This is a genomic window from Pantoea ananatis PA13 (genome assembly GCF_000233595.1).
Lineage (GTDB): Bacteria > Pseudomonadota > Gammaproteobacteria > Enterobacterales > Enterobacteriaceae > Pantoea > Pantoea ananatis.
In genome coordinates this window covers 3,546,876-3,567,456 of record NC_017554.1, presented here as the reverse complement: position 1 = coordinate 3,567,456, position 20,581 = coordinate 3,546,876, and the positions used below count along the sequence as shown (strand labels likewise).

19 protein-coding genes and 1 pseudogene are annotated in these 20,581 nt (G+C 51.3%); 17 read left to right on the top strand and 3 right to left on the bottom strand.

Annotated features, from left to right (window positions below):
- Window positions 1-95: 95 nt before the first annotated feature.
- Window positions 96-497: a sigma factor-binding protein Crl gene (gene crl / locus PAGR_RS16970; protein WP_014606496.1), complete on the top strand. Its 402-nt coding sequence runs from the start codon at window positions 96-98 to the stop codon at window positions 495-497.
- A 218-nt stretch (window positions 498-715) separates the two neighbouring features.
- Here crl and ompC read toward each other — a convergent pair whose 3' ends face one another.
- The gene (gene ompC, locus PAGR_RS16965; RefSeq protein ID WP_014606495.1) at window positions 716-1,849 is read right to left on the bottom strand and encodes a porin OmpC; all 1,134 of its coding nucleotides are present in this window, start codon (window positions 1,847-1,849) and stop codon (window positions 716-718) included.
- A gap of 351 nt (window positions 1,850-2,200) precedes the next feature.
- Between ompC and proB the strand changes: the two genes are divergently transcribed.
- From proB to lpxO, 9 genes are all read left to right on the top strand, one after another.
- Window positions 2,201-3,304 carry a glutamate 5-kinase gene (gene proB, locus PAGR_RS16960; RefSeq protein ID WP_014593015.1) on the top strand — a complete coding sequence of 368 codons (1,104 nt, stop codon included), beginning with the start codon at window positions 2,201-2,203 and terminating at the stop codon, window positions 3,302-3,304.
- A gap of 9 nt (window positions 3,305-3,313) precedes the next feature.
- Window positions 3,314-4,567 (top strand): glutamate-5-semialdehyde dehydrogenase, encoded by a 1,254-nt coding sequence (gene proA, locus PAGR_RS16955; protein WP_014606494.1) that lies wholly within the window; start codon window positions 3,314-3,316, stop codon window positions 4,565-4,567.
- A 359-nt stretch (window positions 4,568-4,926) separates the two neighbouring features.
- Window positions 4,927-5,646, top strand: a complete 720-nt coding sequence (locus PAGR_RS16950) for an XRE family transcriptional regulator (RefSeq protein ID WP_014606493.1) — start codon at window positions 4,927-4,929, stop codon at window positions 5,644-5,646.
- A 422-nt stretch (window positions 5,647-6,068) separates the two neighbouring features.
- Complete coding sequence (locus PAGR_RS16945; protein WP_013024787.1) at window positions 6,069-6,347, top strand: transcriptional antitermination N peptide; 279 nt, start codon at window positions 6,069-6,071, stop codon at window positions 6,345-6,347.
- Between the two features lie 196 nt (window positions 6,348-6,543).
- Window positions 6,544-7,011, top strand: coding sequence for a lysozyme family protein (locus PAGR_RS16940; RefSeq protein ID WP_013024788.1), 468 nt, complete (start codon window positions 6,544-6,546; stop codon window positions 7,009-7,011).
- On the top strand, window positions 7,008-7,355 hold the full coding sequence (locus PAGR_RS16935) for a DUF7940 domain-containing protein (protein ID WP_013024789.1): 348 nt from the start codon (window positions 7,008-7,010) through the stop codon (window positions 7,353-7,355). The genes PAGR_RS16940 and PAGR_RS16935 overlap by 4 nt, the downstream gene beginning before the upstream one ends.
- Entirely contained in the window at window positions 7,352-7,642 is a 291-nt protein-coding gene (locus PAGR_RS16930; RefSeq protein ID WP_013024790.1) for a hypothetical protein, read from the top strand. The genes PAGR_RS16935 and PAGR_RS16930 overlap by 4 nt, the downstream gene beginning before the upstream one ends.
- Window positions 7,643-7,841: 199 nt before the next feature.
- Window positions 7,842-9,590: a putative phage tail protein gene (locus PAGR_RS16925; RefSeq protein WP_013024791.1), complete on the top strand. Its 1,749-nt coding sequence runs from the start codon at window positions 7,842-7,844 to the stop codon at window positions 9,588-9,590.
- Window positions 9,591-9,891: 301 nt separating this feature from the next.
- Window positions 9,892-10,803: a lipid A hydroxylase LpxO gene (gene lpxO, locus PAGR_RS16920; RefSeq protein ID WP_014593021.1), complete on the top strand. Its 912-nt coding sequence runs from the start codon at window positions 9,892-9,894 to the stop codon at window positions 10,801-10,803.
- Window positions 10,804-10,870: 67 nt separating this feature from the next.
- Here the strand turns inward: lpxO and dhaR are convergent, their stop codons facing one another.
- Window positions 10,871-12,787 (bottom strand): dihydroxyacetone kinase operon transcriptional regulator DhaR, encoded by a 1,917-nt coding sequence (gene dhaR / locus PAGR_RS16915; protein ID WP_014606492.1) that lies wholly within the window; start codon window positions 12,785-12,787, stop codon window positions 10,871-10,873.
- 99 nt (window positions 12,788-12,886) lie between these two features.
- Window positions 12,887-13,984 carry a glycerol dehydrogenase gene (locus tag PAGR_RS16910; protein WP_014606491.1) on the bottom strand — a complete coding sequence of 366 codons (1,098 nt, stop codon included), beginning with the start codon at window positions 13,982-13,984 and terminating at the stop codon, window positions 12,887-12,889.
- Between the two features lie 587 nt (window positions 13,985-14,571).
- On the opposite strand from PAGR_RS16910, the gene dhaK reads away from it, so the two are divergent.
- The 7 genes and pseudogenes from dhaK (at window position 14,572) to PAGR_RS16875 (ending at window position 20,425) form a co-directional block, all read left to right on the top strand.
- Window positions 14,572-15,642 (top strand): dihydroxyacetone kinase subunit DhaK, encoded by a 1,071-nt coding sequence (gene dhaK / locus PAGR_RS16905; RefSeq protein WP_014593024.1) that lies wholly within the window; start codon window positions 14,572-14,574, stop codon window positions 15,640-15,642.
- A 10-nt stretch (window positions 15,643-15,652) separates the two neighbouring features.
- A complete protein-coding gene (gene dhaL, locus PAGR_RS16900) occupies window positions 15,653-16,285 on the top strand; it encodes a dihydroxyacetone kinase subunit DhaL (protein ID WP_014606490.1) in 633 nt (210 codons plus the stop codon).
- 10 nt (window positions 16,286-16,295) lie between these two features.
- Entirely contained in the window at window positions 16,296-17,717 is a 1,422-nt protein-coding gene (gene dhaM, locus PAGR_RS16895; protein ID WP_014606489.1) for a dihydroxyacetone kinase phosphoryl donor subunit DhaM, read from the top strand.
- A 308-nt stretch (window positions 17,718-18,025) separates the two neighbouring features.
- A pseudogene (locus PAGR_RS23300) lies at window positions 18,026-18,930 on the top strand (VENN motif pre-toxin domain-containing protein); the annotation flags it as partial.
- 63 nt (window positions 18,931-18,993) lie between these two features.
- Window positions 18,994-19,359, top strand: a complete 366-nt coding sequence (locus tag PAGR_RS24035) for a polymorphic toxin type 50 domain-containing protein (protein ID WP_193372497.1) — start codon at window positions 18,994-18,996, stop codon at window positions 19,357-19,359.
- A 10-nt stretch (window positions 19,360-19,369) separates the two neighbouring features.
- Entirely contained in the window at window positions 19,370-19,678 is a 309-nt protein-coding gene (locus PAGR_RS16885) for a MafI2 family immunity protein (RefSeq protein WP_151243574.1), read from the top strand.
- Between the two features lie 414 nt (window positions 19,679-20,092).
- Window positions 20,093-20,425, top strand: coding sequence for a DUF6572 domain-containing protein (locus PAGR_RS16875; RefSeq protein ID WP_014606486.1), 333 nt, complete (start codon window positions 20,093-20,095; stop codon window positions 20,423-20,425).
- Window positions 20,426-20,581 lie beyond the last annotated feature (156 nt).

Sequence of the window (20,581 nt, the reverse complement as noted above, 5' to 3'; positions counted from 1 at the left end):
ACAACTACTAGCTGGAATCATTCGGATCGTCGAAAGACAGAGCAGCATGGCTGCTACGGTTCGGAATATAAAGCCTGTCCTTATGGAGAATTAGCATGACGTTACCGAGTGGCCATCCCCGCAGTCGCCTGCTTAAACGCTTCACGGAACTGGGACCTTACATCCGTGATGGAAAGTGTAGTGAAAACCGTTTTTTCTTCGACTGCCTGGCTGCCTGCGTGAATGTAAAACCTGCGCCCGAACTGCGTGAGTTCTGGGGCTGGTGGATAGAGTTGGAAGCGCACGCCGATCACTTTACCTACGTTTATCACATTGGTCTGTTTGACAAAGAAGGCGACTGGTCTGTCGCTACGATCAAGGGCAAAGATAACAACGCCCGCGTGGAAGAAACGTTACGTAATTTCCACGGCCGTCTAAAAGAGATGCTGAAAGAGTTTGAACTGGATCTGGTGCCTGCCAGTGATTTTGATGAAAAACCGGTAAAACTCAGCGCCTGACATCAGGCCCCTGCGAGGGCCTTTTTTGTACCCGCCTCAGGCAGCCAGAGTATCTGCAGGCAGACAGAGTCATGGGGCGACAGGAAAAGGAAAGGGCGAGTTTTGCAACTCGCCCTTTTAGCAGACACATTCACATTGAGGGTAAAGCACTAAGCCTCTCCATAGCGCGGGCCGTCATTCCCTCGACAGTCCCTCTCGCCAGGCAAGACTCAGATTCATCAGAACTGGTAAGTCAGGCCAACAGCAACAACGTCATCGTTGTTAAGCGCCAGCTTGTTGTCTTTATCCAGTTGGTTGATTTTGTAATCAACAAAGGTCGACATGTTTTTGTTGAAGTAGTAGGTCGCGCCCACGTCGATATATTTAACCAGGTCTTCGTTGCCGATACCGTTTTCGATATCTTTGCCTTTGGTCTGCACGTAGCCAATGGATGGACGCAGGCCGAAGTCAAACTGATACTGCGCAACCAGTTCCAGGTTTTCTGCTTTGTTGGCAGAGCCTGAAACGGAGCCGCCCGCGACGCGGTTGGTTCCACTGATTGGCGTCATATTGCGCGTTTCGGTGTAAATCGCTGCCAGGTAAACACTGTTGGCGTCATATTTCAGACCGGTGCCCCACGAGGTGGCTTTATCGCCGTGACCATATGCGCCTGCCTGCTGGGCATTGGTACGGTCAGAAGAGGTAATCGCACCGAGCACGCTCACGCCTGAATCAGCAATGGTATAACCCAGTGATGCGCCATAGCCGTCGCCATTCTGACGACTTGTATCGATGGCGTTATTCGTTCCTAAGCCACGAGTGTTCGCGCTCTTGTCATCATTTTTACCCTGATACTGAAGAGCAAACTTCAGACCGTCCACCAGACCAAAGAAGTTGGTGTTGCGGTAGGTGGCTACGCCAGTGGCGCGCTGTGCCATAAAGTTGTCGGTACGTGCCGTGCCGTCACCACCAAATTCCGGGAAGACGTCAGTCAGAGACTCAACGTCATACAGCACGCCGTAGTTGCGGCCGTAGTCAAATGAACCGTACTGAGAGAATTTCAGACCGGCAAAGCCCAGACGGGTTTTGTTGCCGTTGTTGGCATCGGAGCCTTCTGAGTTGTTGGCGTTGTACTGATATTCCCACTGGCCGTAGCCGGTCATCATATCGTTAATCTGCGTCTGGCCTTTAAAACCAATACGCACATAAGATTTATCGCCGTTAGCACCGGCATTGTCGCTGAAGTAATGCTCGGCTTTAACCTTGCCGTAGAAATCCAGCTTGTTACCATCTTTGTTATAAACTTCAGCGGCCTGCGCAGCAGAGGTCAGGGCCAGAGCAGATACCACGATTGCCAGTGTACTTTTCTTCATTTGCTATCAATCCCAATGAGTAAAAATTTTTTGTCCTCAACGTCTTCCTGTTACAGGCATGGCTGCCTTTATTCTCCGGCTGCTCAGTGAACAGGCCGGGGGGCATTCAGTTGCCGCCTTGTTACAACAAGAAAACTTTTGAGGCATCAATGAAAAAGTTTGTAAAACACGGACTTTTTACCGATCAACGATGAACTTTTTATGACAATTTTGATGTTTTGTTGTTAACAGGGAACTTTTGGTCTAATTGACGCTCTGCGAAATTTGCAGTTTTTCCCTTACTGGCTGTTGGCTTCCCTCACTGCACCTGTTAAAAAGTCGGTTCACAGAAATTTTTTACGGCAGGACAACATGAGTGGCAGTCAGACCCTTGTGGTCAAATTGGGTACCAGCGTTCTTACCGGCGGATCGCGTCGGTTAAACAGAGCGCACATGGTGGAATTAGTGCGTCAGTGCGCGCAACAGCACGCCGCCGGCCATCGTATTGTGATTGTGACCTCCGGCGCGATGGCGGCCGGTCGTGAGCATCTGGGGTACCCCGAACTGCCGCCTACCATCGCCTCAAAGCAGCTGTTAGCTGCGGTGGGGCAAAGTCGTCTTATTCAACTGTGGGAACAGCTGTTTTCCATCTACGGCATTCATATCGGTCAGATGTTACTGACTCGCGCCGATATGGAGGATCGTGAACGCTTTCTTAATGCGCGCGATACTTTGCGTGCCTTGCTGGATAACCACATCGTGCCTGTCATCAATGAAAATGACGCGGTTGCCACCGCTGAAATCAAAGTGGGTGACAATGACAACCTGTCTGCGCTGGCAGCCATGCTGGGTGGGGCAGACAAGCTGCTCTTACTGACCGACCAGCCGGGGCTGTTTACTGCCGATCCACGTAATAATCCAGAGGCGGAATTAATCAGCGATGTGCATATTATCGATGATGCGTTGCGCGCCTTAGCGGGCGGCAGCGTGTCCGGACTGGGAACGGGCGGAATGTCGACCAAACTGCAGGCCGCAGACGTTGCCTGCCGCGCCGGTATCGATGTGATTATTGCTGCAGGCAGCCGCAGCGGCGTCATTAGCGATGTCATTGCGGGCAAGCCGGTGGGCACCCTGTTTCATGCGCAGCAAACGCCGCTTGAAAACCGCAAACGCTGGATTTTTGGTGCCCCGCCAGCAGGCGAAATTACCGTGGACGACGGCGCGCTTGCCGCCATTATCGAGCGCGGCAGCTCACTGCTGCCAAAAGGTATCCGCGAGATTCAGGGCAATTTCTCCCGTGGAGAAGTCATCCGTATCCGCAGCCTGCAGGGGCGCGATATCGCCCACGGCGTTTCGCGCTATAACAGCGACGCGATGCGCATGATCGCAGGGCATCATAGTCAACAGATAAGCGAAATTCTGGGCTATGAGTACGGGCCGGTTGCGGTACATCGTGACGATATGATCGTCAGCTAAGGAACAGATATGCTTGAAGAAATGGGAAAGGCGGCGCGTGCCGCAGCCTGGGCGATGGCGGACCTGTCCGCAGTCGAAAAAAATCAGGTTTTGCTCACGATTGCTGACCGACTTGAAGCAGAAAGTGAGATTATTTTAACGGCGAATGAGCAGGATCTGGCCGAGGCGCGACAGAACGGTATGAGCGCCGCGTTGCTCGATCGTCTGACCTTAACGCCGGCGCGTCTCAGCGCGATTGCCAACGATGTCCGCCAGGTCTGCCAGTTAGCCGATCCCGTCGGGCAGGTGATCGATGGCGGCCAGTTGGACAGTGGGCTGCGCATTGAGCGCCGTCGCGTACCGCTGGGCGTGATCGGAGTGATTTATGAAGCGCGTCCAAACGTTACCGTGGACGTCGCCAGCCTGTGCCTGAAAACCGGCAACGCCGCGATTCTGCGCGGCGGGAAAGAAACGTGGCGCACCAATGCAGCGACGGTGCGGGTGATTCAGACTGCCCTACAGCAGCACGGTTTACCGGCGGCGGCGATTCAGGCTATCGAGAATCCGGATCGTGAGTTAGTCAATCAGCTACTCAAACTGGATCGGTATGTGGATATGCTGATCCCGCGTGGTGGGGCGGGCCTGCATAAGCTCTGCCGGGAAAATTCTACTATCCCGGTGATCACCGGTGGAATCGGGGTTTGCCATATTTATATCGATGACACCATGGACGTTGCCCCTGCACTGGACATCATCGTCAATGCCAAAAAACAGCGTCCGAGCGCCTGTAATTCGCTGGAAACGCTGTTGATTGACGCCGCGATTGCCGATCGTTTTCTACCGGCTTTTACTGCGCGCATGGCCGAAGAAAATATCCCCTTACATGCTGATGCCAATGTTCTGACGCGGCTGCAACAGGGGCCTGCCAGCGTAACGGCCGTGAAAGCGGGCGACTATGACGATGAGTGGCTGTCGCTCGATCTGAACGTCAAACTGGTCGCTGATATGGATGAGGCGATTGCGCATATCCGTATGCATGGCACCCAACATTCCGACGCTATCCTGACGCGTAGCACCAAGAATGCGGCCCGCTTTGTGAAGCAGGTGGACTCTTCTGCGGTGTACGTGAACGCCAGTACACGTTTTACCGACGGCGCACAGTTCGGTCTGGGCGCAGAAGTTGCCGTCAGTACGCAAAAACTGCACGCCCGCGGCCCTATGGGGCTTGAAGCGCTGACCACCTACAAATGGATTGCCTGGGGTGATGACACCCTGCGTGCATAACTGCATTTTTTAAAATAAAACGGGGGCCTGTTCAGGCTCCCGTTTTTTTTATGCTGCTTTTTCCGCGCCACTCAATGGTAGAGTCTTACGTTTTTTGATGCGTTTTTAAGCCGTCAGAATGATATTGATCGACCAGGACGATTCAGTAGCCTGGCCTTTTTTTACAAAGAATGACTGAAAAGTGAGACCGCACGCGGCTTGCCGACGCATTTTGTGGTTCGCTGTGCGGTGATAGGGTGACAAATAATCAGAAATGCTAAGTCATGCTGTTAGGTAGTAAACTGACGGTAATATAAAATGAACTGGTAGCAAAAATGAAAAGAACATTCAGCGCCTCTTTCACGGTCAATTATTAACTAATGGTTAAAAAAGAAAGTACCAGACAAGCTTTCACCGCCAGGCTGATTGCAGCCTGCGAAAGTGCGGGCATTACTGGACACGGACGCAATAAACAGGTCGCCTGTGCGTTACAACGCCAGGGTTGCAAGATTTCAGCACCGGGCGTGTGGAAATGGTTCAACGCGCAGTCCGTACCCGATAATGGCAATTTACTCGCGCTCAGCCAGTTACTGGGCGTCAGGGTTGAGTGGCTGCAACACGGTATGGATCAGCCTCCGGAATCCTATCCCCTTCACGCATTTCCCGGCCCAAAAAACACCTTTCGCGTGAACAGTTTTGATTTAGGGCAAAAGTCAGCGGTAGGCGATGATTTTGTCGAAATCATTCAGGCCATTGAATACGATCAGGATGAGGCCCGGGTTCTGTTCAGCGGCCGTCCTGCCGACCATATCCGGCTCATTGCCATAAACAGCGATGCCATGTCCGATACCTTTGGCCCGCGCGATCAGCTGTTTGTTGACATAAGCGTTCAGAATTTTGACGGAGACGGTATCTACATTTTTACGTTGGATGAGCAGCTGTATCTCAAGCGTCTGCAGCTGCAACACAAAAGAATTGCCGTCATATCGGACAACAAACGTTACGAAACCTGGTATCTCGACAGAGACGATGTCGGGAGTTTAAACGTACTGGCTAAAGTCATTATGAGTCAGGCCCGGCAGTATCATATTCTGGGATAGGCCATCCAGCAGGCCTGCCCGCATATTCTGCAAAAAAATAATCGGCCTAAATTCAAAAAGTTAACTTTCAGTTAAAAATAAATTAACTGGTGGTATTTGATAAAGCATAAGAACCTGTTAATAATTTGAACATGGATGAAACAACGTGTTACCTCATGGATGAAACGCTCTTAAACAATTGAGGCGCTGCACAAGCGCGAATCAACCCCCCCAAAAGCTAATGAGCTTTGGGATGGGGTGGATGCGCCTAATGCAGCGTCGTCAGATGCCGCCTGTTCCCTTTTGCTGACCCTTCCACCTGACTGATTAATCAGCCGGGAGGTGCGCCTGCGAACAGCATTCAGCGACATTCGAGCCTGTTCTTCAGACCCAAAACACTCGCCAGCCACCCTATCGCCAAAGACTCATTCACAGGAGGAGTTATGGCGATAATTCACTATGGCAAAAGCGTTTTCATCGGCAACGCACGTACCCGCCGTCATCAGCGGCGTCAACCTCTCAACCGTCTCAAACAAAGCATCGACGATGCGCTTAACTACCCACCCGAACCCCGACCTTTGCGACGCGCTGAACAAATTTGTCAGCGGCAGGTTACTTCTGTGGTTGACCGCGCGGTAAGCGCGCCCCAGCGGAGAAGCAAAGAGATTTCAGGTTTTGATAACTGCTGTCTGCCCCATGTTCACCTTTACGCGGTTCGCTGAACGCTGCGACCGTCACCGATCCACTGCCTGTAGCAGGCCGCGCCATCCTCCCTTCCTGCGCCTGATTTTTAGGCAAAACGTTAGTGCTGCTGCATTTTTTACCGTTCTGCCGTTGCGTTTATCGCTGGCACTAATCAGTTTGCTTTATGTTTTTTCATGGTGGATGGGCTGCCTGCATCATCACTGAGGAGTTTTTATGAGCCAGATTATTGCAATACTGAATTTCGAAGAAGGTTACGCCGAAATGCCCTATCTCGATTCACTGGGGTTTCCTACGGTTGCCGGAGGGATTCGTATCGGACCAAAAGGGGCGTCATTAAGTAACTATGTGCTGCGGGTGCCGCGCCGGGTGGGCGATGTGTGGAAACAGTGCATTCTGGAAAACAAAATCACGGATATGCAAAGTCGCGCTCCCCTGAAGCAGGCGCTGGCAAAGTGCAATGACGCACGAACCGATGTGTTGATGAGCATGGCATACCAACTGGGCGTTGACGGAGTTTTGCAGTTTAAAAATATGCTCAGTGCCATCACGCGCGAGCATTTTACGGAGGCGGGCGATGCCATGCTCAACAGTCTCTGGGCCCGGCAAACCCCCGGGCGCGTCAGGCGTCATGCTGAAGTCATGCGTAGCGGTAACTATGACATCTACCGGGGGCTGCTATGAGATGGTTATTTTTCATCATTGCCGTGCTGACCGTCATCATTATTTTGCTGCTGATGCAGCGTTTCACCACGTTGCAGTTCGTTTCCCATGCCAAATTGTTATTTAAAACCTGGTCTGTATGGCTGGCTTCGCTGGGGTCAATGCTCAGCGCCTGGGTTCAGTCATTTCCGTCGTCTGCCCTCAGTGCGTGGCAAACGCTGCCTGACGATGTGAAGAGCATCCTTCCCCACAATTACCTTGGTCTCATTGGCGCCTTTATGGTGGCGATGGGCGTCATTGCGCAATTTGTTCGCCAGAAAAACCTGCTGAATGAAAAGCGCCAGAGCAAAGAGGAGGCATCATGACGTTTTTTTCTCTGTTTACCAGCGGCTGGCACGGGCTGGCGGCGATGGGTGCACTGATCATCGCCGTCGTTGCCAGCTACGTCGGAGGTAAGAAAATCGGCAAGGTGCAACAGCAAGCCCGGTCGGAAGCCGACAGCGCCAGGCAAGAGGCAAATCGCATGGCGAATGTTACTCATCAACAGCAACGCAATAGTGAGGAGGCGAAGCGTGTGGCGACTGATAACCTTAATCTTGATGACGCTGCTGCTCGCGACAAGCTGCAGCAGTCCAAATATCACCAACCCTGAGCCCATCATTTATCGCGATTCAGCCTGCATCCTCTTTTCCCCGATTTATACCCATGGCGATGACGCCAATAAGGCCGACATTCGCACCGTGCGCGCCATTAACAGCCATAACGATTTATGGGATGTCCTGTGTGGTCATTCCGCTGCCGAAGATTCTTTAACCTTCTGATTTACAGCCTATTATCCTGAGGAGGATATCATGATTGAAGTTAACTCATTTGCTGAGCTTCGTACGACCATGCCGTCAAAACCAGGTGAAATTGCCGTACTGAAACGCTACTACGATAAAGATTCCAGCTTTCGTGGCGGCGGCGATTTTGTGGGGTTTACCGGCACCACGATTTTAAAAGATGATGGCGGTACGGTAGCCATAGGAAACGGCTTCTACTGGAAGCGTTCAATCAACGATCCGCGAGAAGTGAACATCCTGCATTTTGGGGCCAAGGGCGATGGCGTCACGGATGACACCGATGCGTTTAAACGTATTCTCGGCTGGTCACAAACTTACAGCCAGAATATGAAGGGATTGCCGGTACGTTTCCCGGGCGGGCGTTTTCTGATTATGCCCATGGATCTGAGCAATGCAGAAATCCCGTTCTTTGGCCTGGCCGGGGACGATCTGGCGCTGGGTTCTCTGCCCGGCACCACCATCGTGTCAGATAAAAGTGCCAATACCCTGTTCAAAGTTCAGGCACGGCGTACCACCATTCGTGGGATTACCTGGGACGGACAGGCCACGGCGGATACCGTCACCAACACGGCCACCATTACCCCTGAAATGTGCAGCAATGTTCAGCCGTTTTTTGAAAACAGTTGTATGGCAGGGCAAATCGTTAATATCAGCTGCTTTCGGGGGCAGCGCAGCGGTGGAACCATCTTTAAGCTGCAGGACACGCTCGACAGTAAGTTTGAGCAAATCTATACCAATACCACCTACTCGCGCGTTTTCGATATCGGCTGGTCAGGTTCCCCCAACGGCGTCTGGGATCACTCTACGGCCGTTGAGTTATGCAATGCGAATTTCCAGACGGGCTATGGTGATGCCACGCTGTATATGCCGCGTATGACGCAGGCGATTATGCGTAACGTCTGGATTGAACATACGCGCAATCCCGGCGATCTGTCTGATGGCGGCTGGACCATTGATACGCTCAACGTCGAGAACTGCAGTACCCCATTAATACTGAACAACGCCCGCGTGGTAATGCGTCATATTAACCTGCAGTCAGGTTCAAAGCTCAGCCAGGACCTTGTGGCAGGCAAGTGGCTTTCTACCTTCGAGTATGGCTATCGACGTGACGAGAACTACGGCACTTTCATGAGCGGTTCGCTACGGGCCGGGTACTTTAGTGGCTATAAGGTAGTGAACAATACGGAGACGGATAACTGGTATCGTCTTGGACAGGTATTTTTCCCGGCACCCAATCAACAGTGGGTCATTGAGTTGATCGGTAAAGCGGATAACACCACGCCTTCAGGTACGGCAGGCTCGCCCGTCAATATGCCCGGCACGGGCAAGACCTGGATCAACCTGCAGCGGCTGGATACGGTCTGGGCAGATGCCTGCCATATGGGGCAGCCTGCGGTGATGGACATTCGCTATAACCGTGTGGGAACCACCTATGCCGGTATCTGGGTTAAGCTGCGAGCCAACAGTGGTGAAACCATGTTTAACCTCAAAACCACCGGTCCGACACGCTTTGATACGGGTTCCTGTTCCCTGTTTCAAAGTGACCTGTCGCTGGTGGATGACGTATCGAAAGTGGGCACGCTTAAGCCTGCCGCACGCTTTGGGTTACATAATGGCGTCGCGGGCGTGGGCGCCAATGAAAAAGGCGTGGTAACCCTCGCCACGGCGGCGGGGTCGCCGACCAATAAAACAACGCCGACGGGTTTTGTGCTCATCAATATTAACGGTACCGATCGTAAAGTCCCTTATTACGATTAACGCTGGCAATCCTACGCGAGGCTTCGGCCTCGCTTTTTTTTGCTTTAAGCGCAGTACCTGTCTCTTCCGCCGCTCTTTGGTTTGATGGGGATCTGAATGCCTGCCGGATATATTCGTGGAACGCATTGATGCCAGTCTTTGTTATTTAAACGATTGTTAAACGACGTCAACTCAGGTTGCGGGAGTAACACCTGAAAGCGCACTACTTGACAAAAAATTTTGCAATTTAATACTAAAAATTATTCTTCCATTAAATCTCCGCAAGAAACCATCCATTCTTGCAACATAAGGAACACGTTGTATGGTGGCTGCCATCATTATTGGTATTTTTATTATTAGCGTAATCTATGCACACTCGCGCGGTGTAGAAAAACAAAAGTTCTCGCGTCAGTTGTTTGATCACTCGACCTTTATGGCACCTGTTAATATGTTCATGACAGGCTTTTCAAGATTGCCAGCGAAACAGCCCTATTTTCCGGCAGAGGAATTTCCAGAGCTTCGTGAGTTGACCGATAACTGGCAGGTCATTCGCGAAGAGGCGATACGTCTTCAGGATCATATCAAAGCGGCCAAAAGCCATAATGATGCAGGGTTTAATACCTTTTTTAAGCGTGGCTGGAAACGGTTTTACCTTAAATGGTATAGCGACGCACATCCGTCTGCCCAGCAGCTCTGCCCGGTCACCACGGCTCTGGTCAGTAAAATCCCCTCAGTGAAAGCGGCGATGTTTGCAGAGCTGCCGGCGGGCAGTCATTTAGGTAAACACCGCGATCCCTATGCCGGATCGGTGCGCTATCACCTCGGCCTTGTGACGCCCAACGATGACCGCTGCTTTATTGAGGTGGATCGACAACGTCACAGCTGGCGCGACGGGCAGGCGGTTATTTTTGATGAAACCTACGTGCACTGGGCACAGAATGAAAGTGAGCAAACGCGTATCATTTTATTCTGCGATATTGAGCGTCCTATGAAGTGGCGCTGGGCACAGGCCATTAATCACTGGGTAGGCAGTACCCTGATGTCGGCAGCAGCCTCACCCAATGACGAAAATGACAAAACGGGTTTCATCAACCGCATTTTTAAATACGTTAATGCGATTCGCGATGCCGGACAAAATTTAAAAAAACGGAACAGGACAGTCTATTACTGGGTTAAGCACTCCTCGATTGTACTGATATTCCTTGCGATCATCGTGCCGAGTATCGTGATGTAGAAAGGGAATGACAGCCAGAACAGCACTCAGCGTCTGGCTGAATCCATAATACAGGCAGTGAACACCGTTATTTGGGTTTAAACTGCCTTACATCAATCGCGTATCGTTTTATTTTTCGCCACAACGTGGTGCGGCCGATGTGTAGCAGATCAGACATCGCCTGTACTTTGCCCTGAGTCATGCGGGCAGCCTGGAGGATCGCTTCTTTTTCAATCGCGCTAAATGACAGATTATCCGGCAGCAGAGAGGCGTTTGCGGCATTGTCAGGTTGCTCAGATAAAAGCGATTCTGGCAGGTTATTCCATCGGATATGGCCATGTTCACTACTGATAGCAATATTTTCAATCACGCTGTTTAATTCAAAGTCATTACCGGGCCAGCCATAACCCATTAATTGCGTCATCACCTCGTCATCAAGTTTAAAGCGCGAGGAAAAACGTTTTTCCAGCCTGCGTAGGCGGTGATTAATTAAATAGGGAATGCTGTTACGCCGCGCGCGCAAGGGCGGGATGGCAATCTCAAAGGAATGTAATGCGTAATAAAGCTGACGGCTAAAACGATTCTGTTCCACAAGATGGGCCAGATTAACGGTAGTCGTGGCAATCACTTTAATATCAACGGGGATCAGCCGCCGCGCATCAAGGCGAGTCAGCACGCCTTGCTTGATGACCTGAAGCAGGACAGATTGCTGTCCGGGTGTCAGATATTCAATCTTTTCCAGAAACAACGTGCCGCCGCTGGCCAGTTCCAGACGGCTTAAACGGCCATCTCTATCCTCGCCGGGTGCACTGCCTGTAAAATCCTCTCCCTGTGTATTGTCGGCATAAAGCTGACAGTTAACCGCAATGTAAGGGCCGCTTGCCCGGTCACTTTCATTATGAATTGCCTGACTAAGCAACTCTTTACCTACCCCTTCTTCCCCGCACAGTAAGACAGGAAAGCTGCCTTTGGCTGCCTGACGACCAAAATGTATTAAACGACGCGTGTCGGCATCCTCTTCTGGCATTTGTTCAAAGGTGTGACTGACTTTACCCAGTTGGCTGGTCATGAGTTGACGGACCTGCTCAACCGGATGGAGCAGTAAAATAAAGCTGTTGCCCTGAACTTCAACAATGGGTTTCAGGGTAATCACCGCATCAACAAACTGATGCTGGCTCTCAAAGGTGACTTCCACATGTTTTAATCCCTGTACCTGCTTAATCGCCCGGCGCAGCAGAGCCGGCAGCGTGATCAGGTCAGCGATATTCTTTCCCTGACTGGTTAAGGCATCAAGGTGCAACTGTCGGGCTGCCTGAGCATTCAGGAACTGCAGGACGCCTTGCTCATTCCACGCCATGACGCCGTCGTCCATGCTCTCCAGCAGGCCATAAAGCTGGTTCAGATGGCGGTTGGAATCGGCTAACAAATTGTCTGTTAACAGTGAATTGCCTATTTCCCGGGCAACAGAAAGCGTAAGCGAGAGATCGGAGGGCGCCTGATCCTGATAAAGACAGGCCAACGCGATGGAGCCAAATAAACGACCGTGATTATCGAATATGGGTGTAGAGCAGAAAGACCAGGGATGAAGAGCCCGTTTGAAATGCTGTTCCCGGCTGGTTTTTAATGGCTGGCCTTCAAGCGCGGCCAGCGACAGGGCGCAGGTACCGATGATACTTTCCGCACAGTAACTTCCCTCCTGCAGGCCTAATTTCTCAAGATCCAGCAGCATCTGTGCATCGCCACAACGGTTTAAGATACAGGCGGATTCATCAAGAATAAACAGCGCACAAGGGCGGTTCGCCATATATTCCCACGCATCCTCAAGCGTGGCCTGGCCTATGGTGAGCAGGGCGGTTTTGCGGCGGCAAATCGACGCGTAAGTTAATCCCTGTGCCTGATGCGGTGCTTGCCAGTTATCACGCTGCATGTATTTACTGCAGCGGTGCCATGACTGAGCTATCACCGCTGAAACGTGTTTATCGCTCTCGGGCGCGAACACTGTCATATCCATTTCCGCTGAAAGACCATAAAGAATCCCCCCAGCCGCGCAGCCAGGGGGAAGTCGTTGCCCGGAGACTCGGGCCAGCGGTTTACCTGTGACAGATTAACGCGACAGCCACTGCTGTCCTAGCAGATCGGCAGTGATAATCGCCGCATAAACGCTGTCTGGTGTGACCGGGAACGGCATATTGTGGATGGTTTCGCCTTCCACACAGGCCGCCTCGGCAACCGCCTGAATTTTTTTCTCGATATCCTGTTTCACGCCCATTTGCCCCAGGGTGACAGGCAATCCTACTTTCTGGCAGAACGCCAGCACGGTTTCGATCTCTTCTGTCGGGCTGTTCTGCAAAATTAACTGGGATAACGTACCAAACGCGACCTTTTCACCGTGATAAAGGTGATGGCACTCTTCCAGTACGGTAAACGCATTATGAATGGCATGCGCGGCGGCAAGACCACTGCTTTCAAAGCCAATCCCGCTGAGGTAAGTGTTGGCCTCAACGATACGTTCCAGCGCATCTGTTACCACGCCTGCCTGAGCCGCAAAGCGAGCCTTTTCGCCTTCCGCCAGGAGTGTTTCATAGCACAGCCGCGCCAGGCTTAACGCTGCGGCCGTCGACTTGCCGCCTGCCATGCTGGTTGCGCCAGAATCGTAACAGGCTTTGGCTTCAAACCAGGTGGACAGGGCATCGCCCATTCCCGCGACCAGTAAACGTACCGGTGCTTTGGCAATGATCGTAGTATCCATCACGACCATATCGGGGTTTTTGGGATAGATCAGATACTCTGCAAACTCACCGGTTTCGGTGTAAATAACCGACAATGCGCTGGTGGGCGCGTCGGTGGAGGCGATGGTGGGGATAACCACCACTGGCAGTTTGAGATACCACGCAATCGCCTTGGCCGTATCCAGCGTTTTACCGCCCCCTAATCCGATGACGCCGCGGCAGCCGTTTTGTTCTGCTAACGTCATCAGCCGGTTGATTTCAGTCCGGCAACATTCCCCGCTGAAACGTTCTGCATGACAGGTGACGTCATGTTCAGCAAGGCCGCTCAACACCTTATCGCCCGCCATGTTCATTACAAAGTCATCGGCAATCACAAAAAAACGATCGGCCAGGTTCTTTGCGTACTGGCCGAAGGACATGGCGGCATTGGGGCCCTGAATATATTTCGCTGGAGACTGGATAATTTTTGGCATTCCTTTCACCCTCAAGTAAGAACATGTTCGCATAGTGAACGCTGGCATCTCTCTGGCTCGACTTGCAGTGAAAGCCGAATGATGGCCGACGTCGCGTTTCACTTTACGCGCGACATGGAGGTGAAAAAGTTTTGCGGCCAACGTTCTGATATGGAACACCTTACCGCTCCGCACGTTTCATACTGGAACAATAAACCAGGTTTGAAAGCTATGTTGCGATCGCGATCGTCTCCAGCAGTGTAAAACGGCAAAATGTGGCGACGATTTTCCTGACTACATGACGCGCGATGCTGTCTGCCGCTAAAAAACCTGCCTGCTCAACGGCCTTTATTTATCGCTTCCGCTGTCATGACTTGCTTTGCCTCTCATTTTTACCCAACAGACGCGTGATATGTTTCATTATGGAACATAAAAAACCTCACGATGTTCCGTTATGAAACTCTTCATCCTGACATTTTTTTTCTCGTCGACTCCATGAGAATCAGTGCGTCGACGAGCGGTCTGCCGCCGTTACCGTTCCCCCCGTAATCGGGTTGTCTTTGCCTCAGGCAGAGTGACAGCTAACCGCATCCAACGGAGCATAAAGAATGAAAAAGCTGATTAACCGTGTGGAAGATGTATTGAGTGAACAACTGGCAGGATTGGCAAAAGCCCATCCTGAACTGACGCTTCATCAGGATCCCGTCTGCATGACGCGAGCCGATGCGCCTGTAGTGGGAAAGGTTGCACTACTTTCGGGCGGCGGCAGCGGCCATGAGCCGATGCACTGCGGTTTTATTGGTCATGGCATGCTGTCTGGCGCCTGCCCCGGCGAAATCTTTACCTCACCCACGCCAGACAAAATGTTTGAGTGCGCCATGAAAATTGACGGCGGTGAGGGCGTACTGATGATCATTAAAAACTACACCGGCGATATCCTCAACTTTGAAACGGCAACCGAACTGCTGCACGAAAGCGGCGTGAAGGTCACGACGATAGTCGTGGATGATGATGTCGCCGTAAAAGACAGCCTGTATACGGCTGGACGTCGTGGCGTGGCAAATACCGTGCTGATTGAAAAACTGGTTGGCGCTGCCGCAGAGCGGGGCGATTCTCTTGAAGCCTGCGCTGCGCTGGGACGTAAGCTGAATAACTGTGGTCACTCTATTGGCATCGCGCTGGGCGCCTGTACCGTTCCCGCTGCAGGAAAGCGCTCGTTTGAACTTCAGGACAATGAAATGGAGTTTGGTGTCGGGATTCATGGCGAGCCGGGTATCGATCGCCGCACCTTTACTTCACTGGATAACACGGTCGATGAGATGTTTGAAACCCTGCTGGAGAATGGCACCTACAGCCGCCCGCTGCGTCACTGGGATGTCGAGACCGGTAGCTGGCAAGAAGTGCAGCACACCAAGCAGGCTTTAACACGCGGCGACAGAGTCATTGCGCTGGTCAATAACCTGGGCGCGACGCCGCTATCAGAATTATATGGCGTGTACAACCGCCTGGCGCAGCGTTGTGAAGAGCAGGGGATCACCCTTGAGCGCAGTCTGGTAGGCAGTTACTGCACTTCACTGGATATGGTGGGCTTTTCCATCACGTTGCTGAGCGTGGACGATGATTCCCTGGCGCTGTGGGATGCGCCGGTCCATACACCAGCCCTGAACTGGGGCCAATAAGGAGATCGATATGTCACTGACCCGCGCCCAAATTGTGAGCTGGCTTTACCGCTGTGGTGAAGTTTTTACCCGTGAAAGTGATTTTTTGACCGGACTGGATCGTGAAATCGGCGATGCCGATCACGGGTTAAATATGCATCGGGGATTCAGTAAAGTTGTCGAGAAGCTGCCTTCTGTCGAAGATAAAGATATCGGCTTTATTCTTAAAAATACCGGTATGACGCTGCTCTCAAACGTAGGCGGAGCCAGCGGGCCGCTGTTTGGTACGTTCTTTATTCGTGCGGCTCAGGTTACCCAGGCGCACCAGAGCCTGACGCTGGAAGAGCTGTATCAGATGATTCGCGAAGGGGCGGAAGGGGTCATTAACCGCGGTAAAGCCGAGCCTGGCGATAAAACCATGTGCGACGTCTGGCTCGCGGTCGTAGCGTCACTGCGTCAGTCCAGTGAGCAGAATGTCTCACTCATCGCCGCTCTTGATGCCGCCTGCCAACAGGCGGAGTCAGCCGCCCAGTCAACCATCACCATGCAGGCCCGCAAAGGGCGCGCCAGCTATCTGGGTGAGCGCAGTATCGGTCATCAGGATCCCGGTGCAACCTCGGTCATGTTCATGATGCAAATGCTGGCCGCCGCCGCCTGGGAGTAAGGAGAGAGGAATGGTAAACCTGGTGATCGTGTCACACAGTGCAATGTTAGGCGAGGGCGTGGAAATGCTGGCCCGGCAAATGTTAACCGGCGATAACTGCAGGATCGCGGTCGCCGCCGGCATTGATGATCCTGATCATCCCATCGGCACGGATCCGATAAAAGTGATGGAGGCGATTGAGGCTGTCGCGGATACCGATCATGTGCTGGTCATGATGGATATGGGAAGTGCCCTGCTCAGTGCTGAGACGGCACTTGATCTGCTCGATCCGGTCATTGCTGAAAAAGTGCGCCTGTGTGCAGCACCGTTGGTGGAAGGCACGCTGGCGGCCACCGTTAGCGCGGCGGCGGGGGCGGACATCGACACAGTCATTGACGTTGCCATGAATGCGCTGGCGGCGAAACAGGCCCAGTTAGGGATAACGCCTCCCGCGCACGCCGCTTCGCTGCCCGCGCAAGCGCCCGATTCTGACGCGCGTTCGGTTACAGTCACCATCAGGAACCACCACGGTCTGCACGTTCGTCCTGCTTCGCGGCTGGTCGCTGCACTGGCGGGAATGAACGCTGATCTGGTGTTAGAGAAACAGGGGCAGTGCGTGAAGCCAGACAGCCTCAACCAGATTGCTCTGCTTCAGGTTCGCTGTCATGACGCCGTTACCTTGTCGGCGAGTGGGCCCGATGCTGAGCGTGCCCTGGCGGCATTTGAATCCCTTGCGGCGGAAGATTTTGGCGAACATCCCGAGTCGATGGCGTTAAAAACATCGGCGTCCACCGTCGAGAAGGTACAGGGTAAAGCGGTGTTTTATCCCCTGCCGCTGGCGCAGCCTGCCAGGCACCCTTGCAGCGATGTCGGGCAGGAAGAGCGGCGGCTGCAGCAGGCGATAGTAGATACGCTCAATGACCTGAATGCGCTGGCTGCCCTGGCAGAGAAGAAATATGGTGCTTCGGTGGCGGCTATTTTCTCAGGCCATCACACGTTGCTGGACGATCCCGACCTGTTTGACGCTGCCTGTAAGGTCATCCGTAATGACTCGTGTTGCGCTGAATCAGCCTGGTATCAGGTGCTAATGGAATTAAGCCAGCAATATCAGCACCTGGATGATGCGTATTTGCAGGCGCGGTTTATTGATATCGAAGACATACTGTACCGTACTCTGTGTCATCTGAAAGGGCGCGACATCAGGCTGCCGACACCAGACGTGCCCGCCATTATCGTGGCAGACGATATCTTTCCGTCAGCGGTCGTTAATCTGGATGCGCAACTGGTAAAAGGCATTTGCCTGCGGGAGGGCAGCACGCTGTCACATGCCGCAATCATTGCTCAGCAGGCCGGTATTGCCTTTATCTGTCAGCAGGGCGCAGTGCTGGATATCATTCAGCCAGAGGACAGACTATTGATTGATCCCGCTGCACAGCGCGTGAGTTGCGCATAACGCTAGTGTTCATTAGCCTCTGGTATCTGTTTCAGGGGCTTTAATTTATTTGGCCCTGACAAAAAATTTCAGTTAAATCTCTTTTTGTTCCCTTAACCTTTCGACAACTCCCCTCTCATTTTGGCGCATTTTTATCCAATAATTACTCGATATTTCAATCAGAAAACATAAATAAATCGCGTCCCACAAATGGTCTTCGGCCAGGGACTACCTTGGGATTTCATGTTTATTTTTATTCGGGAAAGGCTCAAGAGAGTGCATTTTAGTTAAGGGAATATTTTTAAAATCATATTTGGGTTAAGGCGTGCATTGGCATGATTTCGTGTGCCAGTCTGTGCGGTCAGTTTGCCGGTAATATGGCAAACACCATGCTGGCAAGTACTGGCGATAAGGGCCATGCTGAAGGGACTACCCAGTCAGCTGTGGCTAACGGTACGATAGTGGTGCGCGATCAGGCTAATCAAAAGCAGGATACCGCCACGCTGAGTCGTGACACGGCGCATGCCAACGACGGCATCAGCCCGATCTTTAACAAAGAGAAAGAACAGCAGCGACTGCATACCGCGCAGATGATTGGCGAGATTGGCAGTCAGGTGGCGGATATTGCTCGTACGCAGGGCGAGATTGGTGCGCTGAAGGAAGCCCAGAAGGTAAAAGGCCCCGCACCTGAAGGCGCGTCTGAAAAAGTACGTAATGCCTACATTGAGAGCCTAAAGCCACAACTGAGTACAAAAAAGCAATCGCTGACTCCGGTACCGGAAGTTCATTACAGCGGGGGATTCAGGCGGCCACCGCAGCAGTGCAGGGACTGGCAGGCGGAGATTTTAAAGCGGCACTGGCTGGCGCATCCGCCCCTTACCTCGCCGAACTGATCCACAAAAATACCACCACAACAGGCCCTGACGGCAAGGAAGTGGTGAATACCGCAGCAAATCTGATGGCGCATGCGGTTGTAGGCGCCGTCATTGCACAGGCGCAGGGCAACAGTGCGCTGTCCGGTGCCAGTGGGGCAGCGCTGGGCGAATTTATCGCTCAGGAGATGTATCCGGGTATCGCGCGGACGAATTTGAATGAAGAGCAGAAGCAAACCATCAGCGCACTCGGAACGCTGGCAGCGGGGCTTGCTGGCGGTCTGGCAGACGGCAGTGCGTCAGGAGCAATAGCGGGCGCTCAGGCGGGGAAAAATGCGGCTGAGAATAATGCGCTGGGAGATGATGATGAGGAATTGCCGTGGGAACATGGCAATCGCCCGGTAAAAGTTATCCCTATAAATCCGATGAAAACCGGGATAGTAGATGATTCAGGAAATGTACTGGCATCTGGCGGTAAGGTTATTACTATTAATAAAGGTCAGCAGAATAAACACATCCCCGGCACCAATGAGTATAAAACTGCAGCCGCTTCATCAGGAAGTCAACTTAGTATCTTAACGGCTGACCCAAAATCTTTGTTGCCTCAATTGGGAACAGGACAGCAGGTCGGGAAGGTAGTAGTGAGTTTGGCTGGTTCTAAAGAACGAATTGATTTTGGCAAGACTATCGGCACTTTTGTCGATAAAGATACGGGTTTATCTGTGCCGACGACAAAAGGAATTGTTCATTATGGTAAGGATGGTACTCATATAGTGCCAGCGCGTCCATGAACGGGAGATTATGATGAGAAATAACTATGAATATATAAAAAGGTTAAAGTTATCAATGCAATCGGCTCTTCTTGGTGCTGTTACTGAAAATATGAGAAACATAGCTGTAGATATTTATGAAAATAAAATATTTCTGTATTTTTTTATTGATGGGGGAATTAAAGATGATGATAAAGAGAATATCTCTATAATTGAAGCAGAGGTCATGGCTGATTTTGAAGACGATTTTGATATAGAAACTATTATAAAAAGAATTGACTGCCCAGAAAAAATTATTCTAGGCCAGGGTTATAGTGTTTTTCAAAGAAAAGAGAGTTGATCATAAATGGGCCTTTAATGAAATGGTGCTCTATAAAAATGCAAATGCCGAACTTAACAAGCCGTTTTTTTTATCAGTCCTTACGCAAAAGGGCAAATCATTCTAAGATGAAATGTATAATAAATACTCAAAGGGACAACCAGAATCGGCACGTGAGATTACAATCAAAACAGGCAGTGGCACAAACGTCAGGGGTGATATTATGACGAGGGATGGGAATGGTGGGCTTTCTTGCATCGAATGTAAATCTTTATCAACTGCACCATTAACACAGAATCAAAAGATCGGTTCTCCTGACCTAGAGAAAAATGGTGGCATTATAGTGGAGGCAGGCAAACCCGGCTTTGAGGGAGGCACTAAAATCCCGCCAACTCAGGTGATAATTATTAGGCCAGAAAGTAAACGGGAGTAGCTATGTCAATTGAAGAAATAAATAAGATCGACTTTATCAACACATCGAATGAAGATGATGAGTTAGTACTTTTGGGTATTACAGATCATTTATCATGGGGGGATGATGTTAATGAGCATTTACTTTTGCTTCAAGATAAAGTAAATGCTTATTTAAACTTCATTCTTAGTGGGCAAATGATAGAGTTATTCCCCGCTGCATGTGGGAAAAGTAAATTCTGTATTGAGGTTTTTTTTAAGTTTTTACCGCCGAAAGAAGTTGATGATTTTTTATCTAAATTTCAGGTGGCATTAAAAGAGTTCAATGTTGATTTAATTACTCACCATGTGGGTTGATTTTTTTCATAAATGGATTTTATTAATAAGGGTGCTGTCGATTTTTATTGAATGGATGAGGCGTTAAGCCATCTTATGATTTTTTTGAGTCTTAGGCTGGTTTTTCTTGACGAAGGCGGATAAATACTTAATGAAGTTCGCTTACGCTTTAGAGTG

What these genes read in the sequence shown, in the direction of transcription:
- crl (WP_014606496.1), top strand. Translation starts at nt 96, where the DNA reads ATGACGTTACCGAGTGGCCATCCCCGCAGTCGCCTGCTTAAACGCTTC.
- ompC (WP_014606495.1), bottom strand. Translation starts at nt 1,849, where the DNA reads ATGAAGAAAAGTACACTGGCAATCGTGGTATCTGCTCTGGCCCTGACC.
- proB (WP_014593015.1), top strand. Translation starts at nt 2,201, where the DNA reads ATGAGTGGCAGTCAGACCCTTGTGGTCAAATTGGGTACCAGCGTTCTT.
- proA (WP_014606494.1), top strand. Translation starts at nt 3,314, where the DNA reads ATGCTTGAAGAAATGGGAAAGGCGGCGCGTGCCGCAGCCTGGGCGATG.
- PAGR_RS16950 (WP_014606493.1), top strand. Translation starts at nt 4,927, where the DNA reads ATGGTTAAAAAAGAAAGTACCAGACAAGCTTTCACCGCCAGGCTGATT.
- PAGR_RS16945 (WP_013024787.1), top strand. Translation starts at nt 6,069, where the DNA reads ATGGCGATAATTCACTATGGCAAAAGCGTTTTCATCGGCAACGCACGT.
- PAGR_RS16940 (WP_013024788.1), top strand. Translation starts at nt 6,544, where the DNA reads ATGAGCCAGATTATTGCAATACTGAATTTCGAAGAAGGTTACGCCGAA.
- PAGR_RS16935 (WP_013024789.1), top strand. Translation starts at nt 7,008, where the DNA reads ATGAGATGGTTATTTTTCATCATTGCCGTGCTGACCGTCATCATTATT.
- PAGR_RS16930 (WP_013024790.1), top strand. Translation starts at nt 7,352, where the DNA reads ATGACGTTTTTTTCTCTGTTTACCAGCGGCTGGCACGGGCTGGCGGCG.
- PAGR_RS16925 (WP_013024791.1), top strand. Translation starts at nt 7,842, where the DNA reads ATGATTGAAGTTAACTCATTTGCTGAGCTTCGTACGACCATGCCGTCA.
- lpxO (WP_014593021.1), top strand. Translation starts at nt 9,892, where the DNA reads ATGGTGGCTGCCATCATTATTGGTATTTTTATTATTAGCGTAATCTAT.
- dhaR (WP_014606492.1), bottom strand. Translation starts at nt 12,787, where the DNA reads ATGACAGTGTTCGCGCCCGAGAGCGATAAACACGTTTCAGCGGTGATA.
- PAGR_RS16910 (WP_014606491.1), bottom strand. Translation starts at nt 13,984, where the DNA reads ATGCCAAAAATTATCCAGTCTCCAGCGAAATATATTCAGGGCCCCAAT.
- dhaK (WP_014593024.1), top strand. Translation starts at nt 14,572, where the DNA reads ATGAAAAAGCTGATTAACCGTGTGGAAGATGTATTGAGTGAACAACTG.
- dhaL (WP_014606490.1), top strand. Translation starts at nt 15,653, where the DNA reads ATGTCACTGACCCGCGCCCAAATTGTGAGCTGGCTTTACCGCTGTGGT.
- dhaM (WP_014606489.1), top strand. Translation starts at nt 16,296, where the DNA reads ATGGTAAACCTGGTGATCGTGTCACACAGTGCAATGTTAGGCGAGGGC.
- PAGR_RS24035 (WP_193372497.1), top strand. Translation starts at nt 18,994, where the DNA reads ATGAAAACCGGGATAGTAGATGATTCAGGAAATGTACTGGCATCTGGC.
- PAGR_RS16885 (WP_151243574.1), top strand. Translation starts at nt 19,370, where the DNA reads ATGATGAGAAATAACTATGAATATATAAAAAGGTTAAAGTTATCAATG.
- PAGR_RS16875 (WP_014606486.1), top strand. Translation starts at nt 20,093, where the DNA reads ATGTCAATTGAAGAAATAAATAAGATCGACTTTATCAACACATCGAAT.